The organism is Ruegeria sp. THAF57 (assembly GCF_903914075.1).
Lineage (GTDB): Bacteria > Pseudomonadota > Alphaproteobacteria > Rhodobacterales > Rhodobacteraceae > Ruegeria.
The window spans coordinates 136,007-147,129 of sequence record NZ_CAIWNQ010000010.1; the positions used below are offsets into that span (position 1 = coordinate 136,007).

Annotated in this window: 15 protein-coding genes; 14 read left to right on the forward strand and 1 reads right to left on the reverse strand. The window is 58.9% G+C overall.

Annotation, left to right across the window (positions count from 1 at the left end):
* The first annotated feature begins 1,116 nt into the window (after positions 1-1,116).
* The gene (locus tag RUESEDTHA_RS19270) at positions 1,117-1,719 is read left to right on the forward strand and encodes a Crp/Fnr family transcriptional regulator (RefSeq protein WP_180888289.1); all 603 of its coding nucleotides are present in this window, start codon (positions 1,117-1,119) and stop codon (positions 1,717-1,719) included.
* Positions 1,720-2,056: 337 nt separating this feature from the next.
* On the opposite strand, the gene RUESEDTHA_RS19275 is transcribed toward RUESEDTHA_RS19270, so the two are convergent.
* Positions 2,057-2,515, reverse strand: a complete 459-nt coding sequence (locus RUESEDTHA_RS19275; protein WP_180888290.1) for an Rrf2 family transcriptional regulator — start codon at positions 2,513-2,515, stop codon at positions 2,057-2,059.
* A gap of 106 nt (positions 2,516-2,621) precedes the next feature.
* Here RUESEDTHA_RS19275 and RUESEDTHA_RS19280 point away from each other — a divergent pair, with 106 nt between their 5' ends.
* From RUESEDTHA_RS19280 to RUESEDTHA_RS19340, 13 genes are all read left to right on the forward strand, one after another.
* Positions 2,622-3,125, forward strand: coding sequence for a cytochrome C oxidase subunit I (locus RUESEDTHA_RS19280; protein WP_180888291.1), 504 nt, complete (start codon positions 2,622-2,624; stop codon positions 3,123-3,125).
* On the forward strand, positions 3,125-4,579 hold the full coding sequence (locus RUESEDTHA_RS19285; RefSeq protein ID WP_255431826.1) for a cbb3-type cytochrome c oxidase subunit I: 1,455 nt from the start codon (positions 3,125-3,127) through the stop codon (positions 4,577-4,579). Before RUESEDTHA_RS19280 ends, RUESEDTHA_RS19285 begins: the two co-directional genes overlap by 1 nt.
* Entirely contained in the window at positions 4,576-5,166 is a 591-nt protein-coding gene (locus tag RUESEDTHA_RS19290) for an SCO family protein (RefSeq protein ID WP_180888292.1), read from the forward strand. The genes RUESEDTHA_RS19285 and RUESEDTHA_RS19290 overlap by 4 nt, the downstream gene beginning before the upstream one ends.
* Positions 5,163-5,726: a hypothetical protein gene (locus RUESEDTHA_RS19295; protein WP_180888293.1), complete on the forward strand. Its 564-nt coding sequence runs from the start codon at positions 5,163-5,165 to the stop codon at positions 5,724-5,726. Before RUESEDTHA_RS19290 ends, RUESEDTHA_RS19295 begins: the two co-directional genes overlap by 4 nt.
* On the forward strand, positions 5,704-6,510 hold the full coding sequence (locus RUESEDTHA_RS19300) for a formate/nitrite transporter family protein (RefSeq protein WP_180888294.1): 807 nt from the start codon (positions 5,704-5,706) through the stop codon (positions 6,508-6,510). The genes RUESEDTHA_RS19295 and RUESEDTHA_RS19300 overlap by 23 nt, the downstream gene beginning before the upstream one ends.
* 123 nt (positions 6,511-6,633) lie before the next feature.
* Positions 6,634-6,996, forward strand: a complete 363-nt coding sequence (locus RUESEDTHA_RS19305) for a cytochrome c family protein (RefSeq protein ID WP_180888295.1) — start codon at positions 6,634-6,636, stop codon at positions 6,994-6,996.
* 2 nt (positions 6,997-6,998) lie between these two features.
* Positions 6,999-7,421, forward strand: coding sequence for a group III truncated hemoglobin (locus RUESEDTHA_RS19310; protein ID WP_180888296.1), 423 nt, complete (start codon positions 6,999-7,001; stop codon positions 7,419-7,421).
* Between the two features lie 14 nt (positions 7,422-7,435).
* On the forward strand, positions 7,436-8,191 hold the full coding sequence (locus RUESEDTHA_RS19315; protein WP_180888297.1) for a DUF2189 domain-containing protein: 756 nt from the start codon (positions 7,436-7,438) through the stop codon (positions 8,189-8,191).
* 4 nt (positions 8,192-8,195) lie between these two features.
* On the forward strand, positions 8,196-8,492 hold the full coding sequence (locus RUESEDTHA_RS19320; RefSeq protein WP_180888298.1) for a DUF1971 domain-containing protein: 297 nt from the start codon (positions 8,196-8,198) through the stop codon (positions 8,490-8,492).
* Entirely contained in the window at positions 8,489-10,105 is a 1,617-nt protein-coding gene (gene ccoN / locus RUESEDTHA_RS19325; protein ID WP_180888299.1) for a cytochrome-c oxidase, cbb3-type subunit I, read from the forward strand. Before RUESEDTHA_RS19320 ends, ccoN begins: the two co-directional genes overlap by 4 nt.
* Before the next feature lie 5 nt (positions 10,106-10,110).
* The gene (gene ccoO / locus RUESEDTHA_RS19330) at positions 10,111-10,836 is read left to right on the forward strand and encodes a cytochrome-c oxidase, cbb3-type subunit II (RefSeq protein ID WP_180888300.1); all 726 of its coding nucleotides are present in this window, start codon (positions 10,111-10,113) and stop codon (positions 10,834-10,836) included.
* The gene (locus RUESEDTHA_RS19335; RefSeq protein ID WP_180888301.1) at positions 10,833-11,003 is read left to right on the forward strand and encodes a cbb3-type cytochrome c oxidase subunit 3; all 171 of its coding nucleotides are present in this window, start codon (positions 10,833-10,835) and stop codon (positions 11,001-11,003) included. The genes ccoO and RUESEDTHA_RS19335 overlap by 4 nt, the downstream gene beginning before the upstream one ends.
* Positions 11,000-11,123, forward strand: a 124-nt coding sequence (locus RUESEDTHA_RS19340; RefSeq protein WP_304621568.1) for a cbb3-type cytochrome c oxidase N-terminal domain-containing protein, incomplete at its 3' end; no start/stop codon positions are given. The genes RUESEDTHA_RS19335 and RUESEDTHA_RS19340, both read left to right, overlap by 4 nt.

An 11,123-nucleotide genomic window follows, 5' to 3' on the forward strand; every position in this document is an offset into this window, starting at 1 on the left:
CTTGGATGGCATGAAGCAAACGGATTGCCATGTTTGCCGACGGATCGGCGAAGGTATTTTCACATGCTTTTCATACTAATGTTCGTCTCGTCCATCCTTCAGGAACGGTTCGGATGTTTTTCGCGCCTTAACGCTGAACCGGCAATTCCGCCCGAGAATCGTGTGGCTCGGCTGTTTAGCGTAGTGTGATCAACTGATACATTAGGCTCGGCCATTATCTTTTCCAGATCACGGAAAGATACGCCGGGTCTGGCGCAAAAGAAAACAGCATGGGGGATCACATCTTTAGGATTCCGGGCGCCTTTGAAGGAAATCGTGAACGTACAATAGATTATTATCATTCCGGAAGTCATTCACTGGTATGTGGAAGCGACGTCAGAGGCCAAAGGTTGCAACTGATTCCCCGAGCGTACCGCTCGCCAAGTTGCAGCATTACACTGCACAGGGGTGGTCTCTTTGTGGTACTGTGCTGTCAGCGTATCAGAGCTTCAAGCCTTGCATCCGGGAACTGGGAAATGACCGAACGGATCTGCCTCCCGCGTGTTGCACACTGGGTGGTCGATAGCCTGTCCGCCAAAGCAGCGTTCGCCGCCGAGACAATCACCGTGTTTTGAAATGTCGTTGGGGTCTTAGGGTCAAATATTTGACTCCGTCCCCGAGCCCACGTTATGGCCACGGAGGGTTAGGTCGCGACGGCCCTGTCAAGTAGTTCCAATTGGCGGTGTACTATCCCTTCCGCGTTGGCTAAGCCAATATCAAATGCTGCCCCATCTCTATGGGCTCCACGGGCAGCGAACTCGCCCGTATTGATCGATCAGTTCGCAACTCAAACCTGGCCAGCATGTCGGCTATGTGATCGGTCACGGCGCCTTATGCAATTCCGTTCAGCGTCAATCAGGAGGTACCTGGCACCGGCAAACGGATCCTGTCGCTGCTGATTGGACCCTGTGCCAGCCCAACTTCTGATGCGCTAGTCGGCGTCCGGCGGTATCGGCATTGTGGGCCAGTGCCAGCCACGCAGGTTGAATGGTCTTATCAAAAAGCCCTGTCCGAGGCATCATGCAGAGCGGTACACAGGCTAAGCACCTGCAACGGCTCGGGCGAGGGGTTGGCCAGATGCCCCGTCCGTTCAGGTGGCACAGTTCCGATCCGGGGCGATACAGGCTGGAGTTGTTTTCCAGCCGCGTTACTTCGGCAGCAACCACGTCAAAAATAGGCGCGGCCTCGGCTGCGGTCAGGCCCTCAAGCCGCAGGCTGGCTTTCGCCCCCATCGCGGTGACCTGCGAGCGGGCCGATGTGGCGGCAGCGACCGGCATACAGACGCAGGCGGCCGAAGCTGTCTCGACCTGCGAAGTTAAGCAAATCCCCAGTCCAGTGCTGATATTCATGATGAAGGAAGACCCTGAAATAGGCGTATTCATTCTGGCATCGACCTTCACCCATCTGCATTCTTTGATGTCCCAACTGGAGCAACTCAAGGTGCAGACCGGGGCTCAGCGGGTGGCGGAATTCGTTGCGCGCCTGTGCGACAGCGAGGACGGGCCATGTGAGGTCGAATTGCCCTACGACCAAATCCTGATTGTTGGTCGTCTGGGCATGAAACCGGAAAGTCTGAGCAGAGTGTTTTCCCGTCTGAACCAAAGGGTGTGCGGATCAACAGAAAGCTCGGATATTCAACATCTGCGGGACTACACGGAAAGCGACCCTTCTGAGCGCTAGTTTAACTTAATTTAGCTCATATGAGTTATCGTTTGTAACCAGGCCCACCATAAATTGGGTTGCGACAAGTCCCCTATCTTTCTGAAAAGCAAAGAGGACGGAAATTGGCGCACACGTAAGTAAATGCGCACGAGCGCAACTCGAAGACAGTATCCTGGATGGTAAACTCCAACCGAGGCAAGCGAAGTCGAGATGATGAAACTAGATAGCGGAAACCGTCGCAACGACGCTAGAGACACATGTTCGTTGGTGCTTACGTCAGACTGTCGGATCGCATTTTCATTAGCGAATAAAACAGTACGCGTCCGAGCCTTCACAATAACTCCATCGGACGAGGTTATCCCGACTCCACCATCGCCTCGTTTAGCGCGGTAAGGAGTGTCGGCATTTTCGGAGCCAGCGATATCGTGCTGGCCAGTGTATATGCTTCGAGCGTTTGAAAAAACGCCTCCTGCGCAACGCCAAGTGCAACCGACAAGCCGCAGGCGGGGGACAGTTGGCAATGCCCTCCGTCCGCGCTGAAACATTCAACCAGTGGTTTGTCAGCTTCAAGATCGCGCAGCAGTTTTCCAAGGTTGATTTCTGCCGGGTCGCGGGCCAGCTGAATACCGCCCGAGCGTCCGCGCAACGCTTTGGCGTAACCTTCGTGGACCAGCCAAGATGTAACCTTGGCCAGGTGGTTGTATTTGGCACCATGAAGTGCCGCGATCTGGCGCGTCGTCAGCAATCGGTCGGGCGACGCCGCCAAATGGACCATCACGCGCAGGGCATAATCTGAGAACATCGAAAGCTGCATGATTCTCTGCTAGCACGAATTAATACGCATCCCAAGTACGAATTTAAATTGACATTTGAAATACGGATTATTAGGCCATGAGAAACAGCCATTTGATGGGGGACCCATGCAAACGACGATTCTTTTGATAACGCTGGTGCTGATGGCAGGTGTCTTGACCCTGATCCTACGCACTGTTCGTGCAACTGACGGGCCAGCGCCGTCGCAGACGGTGAACCGGACCCGTTCGTGGTTGATCTGGGCCATGATCGCGGGCGGCGTCATCATTTCTGTCGCCTCGCTTCGGGAATGGCCCCACGCCGACGCCGGAGGTGATGCTTTGGTGGTGAATGTGACCAGCGGGCAGTGGTGGTGGGACACGGACACAACCGAAATCCCGCTGGGCCAACAGGTCGAGTTCCGCGTGACGACCGAAGATGTCAATCACGGTCTGGGCATCTATGACCCCGACATGCGGCTGGTCGCACAGGTGCAGGCGATGCCTGAATACATCAACAAGCTGGTCCACACCTTTGATGAACCGGGCACCTATCAGATCCTGTGCATGGAGTTCTGCGGCATCGCCCATCACGACATGACCTATGAATTCGACGTTGTGGAGGCCAACTGATGACGACGGCAAGTATTGGAAATGAAACCGCAATCGCGTCGACCCAGGCCCCGGTTGTCAAGCTGACGATGCTTTTGTCCGGCGTTGTCTTTCTGCTGATGATGGTATTCGGGCTGATCATGCGGGCCGCGCAAGGCGGGCTGATCGAACTTGACCCCGAATTCTTCTACCTGCTGCTGACCGCTCACGGAGCAGGCATGGTGGGGTCCGCCGCGCTGTCAGGGGCCGCGATACTGTGGTATTTCAGTGCGCGTTACCTTGATCTGCGCGGCGGAATTTACCTGGGTTTCCTGGGCTTGTTCCTGCTGGGGGTCGTTCTGATACTGGGGTCGATCTTTGTCGGCGGCTATGGCGGGGCCTGGACCTTCCTGTTCCCGCTGCCGGCCCTGTCGGGCGGCTTATGGGAGGCTGGGGCCGCTGTGGCCTTTTGCCTTGGGTATGTCGCCATCGGTGTCGGTTTCCTGCTGTATTACCTTGAGCTTGGGCTGAAGATATCGGCACGCTATCGCGGCTTGCTGGGGGGTCTGGGCTGGCGTTATCTGTTTGGCGGCAGTGATGCAGACCTGCCACCGCCGACCATTATCGCGGCCTCGTCGGTTCTGGTGTTCAACACGATTGGTATCGTCTTTGGTGCGGCCGTACTGGCGGCCAGTATTGTGAACCTGCTATTCCCGTCTTTTGCGGTTGATCCGCTGCTGGCCAAGAACGCGATCTATTTCTTTGGTCACGTGTTCATCAACGCCACGATCTATATGGCGATCACCGCCGTTTATGAAATCCTGCCCACCTATACCGGGCGGCCGTGGAAAACCACGCGAGTTTTCGTGGGTGCTTGGGCGGCTGTGGTGATCTTTGTGCAGGCGGTCTATTTCCACCACCTGTTGCAGGATGTGAACATGCCCGCCTGGACACTGGCGGTGGGGCAGATCGTGTCCTATGCCTCGGGCATTCCGCTGATCGGGGTCACGGTGTTTTCGCTGGCCGTTTACATCAAGGGGTCTGGTCTGAAATGGGACCTGCCCGTCAGCCTGCTGACGCTCGGCGTCATAGGATGGGGTGTCGGTGTTATCCCGGCCATCGTCGATGGCATGGTTGCGGTCAACAAGCTGATGCACAACACGCAATGGGTGCCGGGCCATTTCCACACCTATCTGCTGCTGGGCGAGGTCGCGATGGCCTTTGGTTTCGCCGCCTGGCTCGTGCGCGATGCAGCAAGACAGACCATGTCCGGCCTCGATAAACTGGTGTTCCGGGCCTATGTGCTGGGTGGGGCGGGTTTCACGCTGATCTTCCTGTGGTCGGGTGCCAGCTCGATCCCGCGCCGCTGGGCCGTGCATTACGAGGACTGGCAATTCCAGAGCCAGCTGGCGAGCGTCTTTGCACTGGTCGTCATTCTTGCCACGACCGTGCTGGTTCTCCGCTATGCCATTGGTCTGTTGCGGAGGTCGCCATGATCCGGCATCTGATCCCAACATCGGTGGCCGTGTGTCTGGGGGTCGCCGCCCTCTGGCAGGCAACGGACGGGTTACGGGCGATTACCGCTGAAGGGGCCCGCCGGGTGCAGGTTGCGGATAATCCACAGCCGGTGTCGCAGGTGATGCTTGAGACCATGCAAGGCGACTGGCGCGCCCTGCATGGCCCCTCGCCAACGCTGGTCGAGTTCATCTACACCACCTGCCCGACCATCTGTCAGGCCTCGGGCGGGGATTTCGCTGAGCTGCGGGATCACCTGTCTCAGGCGGGTCTGTCGGTGCCGATGTACTCCATCAGCTTCGACCCTGAGGTAGACGATCTGTCTGCCTTGCAATCCTACGGAGAGCTTCACACCGCAACCGGTGCCCCCTGGACCATAGCGCGCCCGGTGCCCGCCGATCTGCCGCAGTTGCTGAAGACGTTTCAGGTCACGGTGATCCCGGATGGCTGGGGCGGCTACGAACACAACATTGCGGTCTTGCTGATCGACGCGCAGGGCAGGTTCGCAGGGGCCTTCGACACCCGTGCCTTCGATGACATCCGCGATGCTGTCGAGGCGGCGCTTTGATCCGTCTGGCAAGTGCGGCAGCGGCTTTTTTGGCCGCTTGCTTAGCGCAGCCCTGGGTCGCGGGGGATCCGGTGGTGCATGTGCTGGTGCAGTTTCCGCTGCTGGCAGCGGCGGGGTATCTGCTGGCCATCGGCCAGCGCGTGCCACCGTCACTGACCGGACCGCTTCTTGTGGTGGCGCTGACCACTGCGGCGATCTGGATGCTGCCCCGTTCGGTGGACGCCGCCCTTGCCGACACCGGCTGGCATCTGGCCAAGTTTGTCACCCTGCCGCTGGGGTTCGGGGCCCCTCTGGCGCTGTGCTGGCCGACGATCGGCCCAATTCTGCGGGGGTTCCTGAAGGCCCAGTCGGTTTCGATGCTGCTGTTTCTGGGTTTCCTCTACACACACGCGCCGGTGCGGATCTGCAATTCCTATCTGGTCGATGATCAGGTCCGGCTGGGGCTTGGATTTGTCTGGGCTGCATTGGCTCTGACCGCGATCTGGATGATCCCGGTTTTGTTCGGGCGTATGCCCGAGATTGCGAAAGAAGAACGCTATGAGTTTTCTCGACACGGTTAATAATTTTGCGGAATCTGCCCGGGCCAAGCGGGATCATCTGTCGAAGGACCCGGTTGGCTTCTTTGTCCTTGCCATGATGGCGGGTGCCTATGTGGGGCTTGGTATCCTGTTGATCTTCTCGGTCGGGCAGGGCGTTGACGCGGGCATCCGCCCGGTGGTGATGGGGGCCAGCTTTGGCGTCGCGCTGATGCTGGTGATCTTTGCCGGGTCCGAGCTGTTTACCGGGCATACGATGTATATGACACTGGGATGGTTGACCCGGCGCACAGGGCCGGGTGATCTGTTGCGCTGCTGGGGTGCAAGCTGGGCCGGAAATCTGGTTGGCGCAGGCATTCTGGCACTGTTGTTTGTCTATGGCGGCGGGGGCCTGATTCTGGGAGCGTCCGATGACACGCTGATCCATGCGGTTGCAGCCAAGAAGATGAATGCGGACGCGCTGACGCTGTTTCTCAATGGTATCCTGTGCAACTGGCTGGTGTGTCTGGCGATCTGGATGTCGGCGCGCGTGCAGAATGACATGGCAAAGATCGCCCTGATCTGGTTCTGCCTCTATGCCTTTATCGCCGCAGGTTTCGAACATTCCGTGGCCAACATGACCGTGTTTTCCGTCGCCCTGCTGTCGGATCACCCAGACACGATCAGCATCGCCGGGGCGTTCCGCAATCTGCTGTTCGTCAGCGCCGGTAACGCCGTGGCAGGGGCCGGGATCATGGGGCTGGGCTATTGGATCGCAGCAGGTCGGCCATCGGCCGCGCGCGAGAGAGAACACGCAAAACAATCGTAATTTCCGACTGACAAGCCATTCGGGGCGCGCTGTGCCCTGATTGGGAAGCTGGCTGCGACATAATACGCATTGAAAATGCGTATTATGAAAATTAGAAAATAACCAACTGAATTGGAGACCCTGATGAAACAAACTCTGCTTGCAATGATCGCAATTCTCTCCTCGGCTTCTTTTGCAGCGGCAGACGGGGACGCCACCGCTGGCGAAAAAGTATTTCGCAAATGCGCAGCCTGTCATTCGGTGGACGGCTCGAAAAAGAAACCCGGGCCCCATCTTGCCGGAATCCTCGGGCGCCCGGCAGCCAGCGTCGAAGGATTCAAGTATTCGCAATCGCTCTCCGAGGCCGGATTGGTTTGGGACACTGAGACGCTGACCGCTTTTCTTGCAAACCCGCGCGAAAACGTGCCGGGCACAAAGATGTCCTTTCCCGGTATCCGCAAAGAAGACGATCTGACCAACCTGATCGCCTATCTGGAGGGGTTGTGACGATGGCCCTGCCAAAGTTCCCCATCACCGAAGCCGAGATCGACAGGCTGGTTGCCGTCTTTTACGCGCGCGTTCGTGTGCATCCATTGCTGGGGCCGATCTTCATGGATGCGGTTGGGCCTTCGGATGCGGCATGGCGTGAGCATGAGGACCGGATCGCGTCGTTCTGGCGCAATGCCATCGGGCTTGATCGCAGCTTCTCGGGCAACCCGATGCTGAAGCATCTGGCCAATTCGGATGTGCAGCCCGAGCTGTTTCCGGTCTGGCTTGAGCTGTTCAGAACCACCGCAGCCGAGGTTCTGCCGGGCGAAGCCGCCGCCGGTATCTCTGCGCTGGCGGACCGCATCGGGCGCAGCCTGTCGATGGGCCTGGTTCAGTTTCGCCAGAGGGAAAGCGCCCCGCCGAAGCTTGGATCTTTGGCCTAGCGGAGGAGAGCAGAATGGACCTGACACTCGATCACAACCCCAGGTGCAAGGCGCGGGTGCTGAGCACCCCGTCGCTGCAAACGGTCACAAACTGGCTAAGGGCCGGGGTCGCAGATTTTCGCGCCAACCTGCGGGTTTCACTGCTCTATGGGTTCGGTCTGGCCGGGTTGGGCTGGGCAACGATTCTGGGATTGATCGCCACCGGGCTGGGCTGGATGATCCTGCCTGCGCTGGCCGGTGCAATGCTGGTGGGGCCGGTTGCCACCGTCGGGTTATATCAGATCAGCCGCCGCGCGGGGGGCATGGACAAACCCGTGGCCGCGCCGGGGCAGGTCTTTCTGGTCGGCGTCGTGATGATGATACTGGTCCTGTTGTGGATCCGGTCGGCTACGCTGTTATTCGCGGTGTTTTATGGCCTGCGCCCTTTTGCGGGGCCGGTCGAGTCGGCGCTGACGGTATTCTCGTCCGGCCACGGGCTGGCGCTGTTTGCAAGTGGTCTGTGTGTGGGTGGCCTGTTCGCCGCGTTTGGTTTTGCGATCTCGGTCTTTTCCTTTCCGATGCTGGTGCATCGCGAGGTCGACGGGTTCTCGGCCATGGGGCTGAGTTTCAACGCAACCACGCAGAATTTCTCGCTTTTGCTGCTTTGGGGTGTGTGCATCACGGGATTGGTCAGTCTGGGCGTGCTGACCGGACTGATCCTGATGATCCCCCTGTTTCCGATCCTTGGATATGCAACCTGGCATGCCTATGCCGATCTGTTCGAAAGCTGAATCCATGACCGATATCTTCCCGGACAACATGACAAAATACTCGGAAACGCCGCTGTTTACGCAGGATACGGTGCCTGCCGCGCTGTTGCAGGACCACCAGACCAAAAAGGGGGTCTGGGGCCGGATCGTGGTGCAATCGGGCACGCTGATCTACCGCCGACAGGGGCACCCGCCGCAAGAGGTGTCACCCGATCACGCCGCCACGATCTTTCCCGAAGACCTGCACAGCGTCGAGCCGCGCGGCACCGTCGCCTTCCGGGTCGAGTTTTATCGCGCTGACACGAAGGGCAGGGACCTATGAACCGGAGTATTGAGATCTTGATCGAACTGGTGGCGGTGCTGATCGTAATGGGGCTTGGCATCGCCATTCTGGGATGGGGCCGCGACACGGGATATGTGCTTCAGGGCTGGCTGATCGCGGGCGTTGCGGGATGGGGGGCGATGTGGCTGATCAACCGCTTGAACGCCCCCACACCGAAAATCCCGCTGCAATATAAGGACGAAGTGACCAAATGGGCGGTTCTGGCCTGTTTCGGCTGGGGGGTGCTGGGCTTTACCTTTGGTGGTCTTTTGGCCTGGCAACTGGCCATCCCCGCCTTGAACGGCGACATGGCCTGGAGCAATTTTGGCCGCATTCGCCCGATCCACACGACCGCAGTGATCTTTGGGTTTGGCGGCAACGCGCTGTTGGCGACCTCTTATTACGTTGTTCAGCGCACCTCACGCGCGAGGCTGGCCAGCGAGACCCTGCCCTGGCTGGTCCTGATCGGATACAACCTGTTCGTGTTGTTGTCGGTGACGGGCTATCCGCTGGGCATCACCCAGTCCAAGGAATATGCCGAACCCGAATGGTATGCCGACCTGATCCTGCTGATCACTTGGGTTGGTTATCTGTGGCTGTATCTGGCAACGCTGGCGCGCCGGGCCGAGCCGCATATCTACGTGGCCAACTGGTATTATCTGGGCTTCATCGTGGTGATTGCGATGCTGCATACGGTGAACAACCTCGCGGTGCCGGTCTCGTTTGCCTATGCCAAAAGCTATCCGCTGTTTCCCGGCGTGCAGGACGCGATGGCGCAATGGTGGTACGGGCATAACGCCGTGGGCTTTCTGCTGACGGCAGGGTTTCTGGGTATGATGTACTATTTCCTGCCCAAGGCCGCCGGTCGCCCGATCTATAGCTACCGGATGTCGATCCTGGGGTTCTGGGGGATCACCTTTCTGTATCTGTGGGCCGGGTCGCACCACCTGCATTACACGGCGCTGCCGGACTGGGTGCAGTATCTTGGCATGACCATGTCGATCATCCTGCTGGTGCCCAGCTGGGGGACGGTGTTCAACGGGCTGCTGACCCTGAACGGCGCGTGGGACAAGGTGCGCACCGATCCCGCAATCCGTTTCATCATGGTGGCGATCTTGTTCTACGGGCTGACCACGTTCGAAGGCTCGTTTCTGGCCATCCGCCCGGTCAACACGCTCAGCCATTACACTGACTGGACCGTAGGGCATGTCCATGCCGGGGCGTTGGGTTGGGTGGCGTTCATCACCTTTGGGGTGATGTACAAGCTGGTTCCGTGGCTGTGGCAGCGCGAGGGCACCTATTCCCTGCGGCTTGAGGCCTGGCATTTCTGGCTCGCGCTGACGGGGGCGGTGATCTACGTGGGCGCGATGTGGAACAGCGGTATCACCCAATCGCTGATGTGGCAGACCTATGATGCCTCGGGCGCATTCACCTATTCCTTCATGGAGTCCGTGGACGCGATGCGCCCCTATTATACCGCGCGCGCGATCGGAGGGCTGCTGTACCTGCTGGGCGCACTGGTCGGGGCCTTCAACATCTACATGACAATCAACGGCCCGCGCCGCTCGGCCCGGCCCGCAGAGGCGGGACCGTTGATGCAACCGGCGGAGTAAATCTGATGAACCAGGCCAGACTTGAACGCAACGGCATCGCCTTTGCCTGTATGATCCTGTTTGTCGCCTCGCTGGGCGGGATCTTTGAAATCGCCCCGCTGTTCACCATTGAAAACACGGTGGAAAAAGCCCCCGGTATGCGGCCCTACACGCCCCTAGAGTTGGCGGGCCGCGATATCTATGTGCGCGAAGGCTGTTATGCTTGCCATTCGCAGATGATCCGCACTTTGCGTTCTGATGTAGAGCGATACGGGCATTTCAGCCTAGCGGCCGAGTCGATGTATGACCACCCGCACCAATGGGGATCAAAGCGCACCGGCCCCGATCTTGCCCGGATCGGCGGTAAGTATTCGGATGCCTGGCACGTGGCGCACCTGAAATCGCCACGTGCTCTGGTCCAGGGTTCGGTGATGCCGGGCTATGGTTTTCTTGCGGAGAACAGGCTGGATACGCAAAGCCTTGCTCCGGCTTTGACGGCCCTGTCGCGGGCGGGGGTGCCATATTCGGATGCGCAGATCGCGCATGCAGAGCAAGACGCGGTTTACCAGGCTGATCCGGATGCCCTGAACGAAGACGAATTGATCGAACGCTATGGCGACAATGTTCAGGTCCGTGATTTCGACGGCAATCCGGGGCGCGTTACCGAAATGGACGCTCTGGTGGCTTATCTTCAGATGCTTGGAACATTGGTCGAGCTTGAGGCCCTGAACCCCGAGGAGATTGCCCGATGACGCCTGAAACCCATGATGCGGTCCTGGTCTTTTCAAAAACCTGGGGCGCGGTTTACCTGCTGGTCGTATTCTTGCTGGCCGCAGTCTGGATCTATTGGCCCTCGCGCAAGCCCACCTATGACGCCGCCGCCCAAAGTCCGTTGCGCGAGGAAAGGATACAGCGATGAAGCGCGAACTGGATGAGGTTAGCGGCCGCCACACCACGGGGCATGAATGGAACGGGATCAAGGAACTGGATACCCCGATCCCCAAGGCGTTCCGTATCTGGTTGTGGGCGTCGATCGCGG

What these genes read in the sequence shown, in the direction of transcription:
- ccoO (WP_180888300.1), top strand. Translation starts at nt 10,111, where the DNA reads ATGAACCAGGCCAGACTTGAACGCAACGGCATCGCCTTTGCCTGTATG.
- RUESEDTHA_RS19270 (WP_180888289.1), top strand. Translation starts at nt 1,117, where the DNA reads ATGCCCCGTCCGTTCAGGTGGCACAGTTCCGATCCGGGGCGATACAGG.
- RUESEDTHA_RS19290 (WP_180888292.1), top strand. Translation starts at nt 4,576, where the DNA reads ATGATCCGGCATCTGATCCCAACATCGGTGGCCGTGTGTCTGGGGGTC.
- RUESEDTHA_RS19315 (WP_180888297.1), top strand. Translation starts at nt 7,436, where the DNA reads ATGGACCTGACACTCGATCACAACCCCAGGTGCAAGGCGCGGGTGCTG.
- RUESEDTHA_RS19275 (WP_180888290.1), bottom strand. Translation starts at nt 2,515, where the DNA reads ATGCAGCTTTCGATGTTCTCAGATTATGCCCTGCGCGTGATGGTCCAT.
- RUESEDTHA_RS19335 (WP_180888301.1), top strand. Translation starts at nt 10,833, where the DNA reads ATGACGCCTGAAACCCATGATGCGGTCCTGGTCTTTTCAAAAACCTGG.
- RUESEDTHA_RS19285 (WP_255431826.1), top strand. Translation starts at nt 3,125, where the DNA reads ATGACGACGGCAAGTATTGGAAATGAAACCGCAATCGCGTCGACCCAG.
- RUESEDTHA_RS19280 (WP_180888291.1), top strand. Translation starts at nt 2,622, where the DNA reads ATGCAAACGACGATTCTTTTGATAACGCTGGTGCTGATGGCAGGTGTC.
- RUESEDTHA_RS19300 (WP_180888294.1), top strand. Translation starts at nt 5,704, where the DNA reads ATGAGTTTTCTCGACACGGTTAATAATTTTGCGGAATCTGCCCGGGCC.
- RUESEDTHA_RS19310 (WP_180888296.1), top strand. Translation starts at nt 6,999, where the DNA reads ATGGCCCTGCCAAAGTTCCCCATCACCGAAGCCGAGATCGACAGGCTG.
- RUESEDTHA_RS19320 (WP_180888298.1), top strand. Translation starts at nt 8,196, where the DNA reads ATGACCGATATCTTCCCGGACAACATGACAAAATACTCGGAAACGCCG.
- RUESEDTHA_RS19305 (WP_180888295.1), top strand. Translation starts at nt 6,634, where the DNA reads ATGAAACAAACTCTGCTTGCAATGATCGCAATTCTCTCCTCGGCTTCT.
- ccoN (WP_180888299.1), top strand. Translation starts at nt 8,489, where the DNA reads ATGAACCGGAGTATTGAGATCTTGATCGAACTGGTGGCGGTGCTGATC.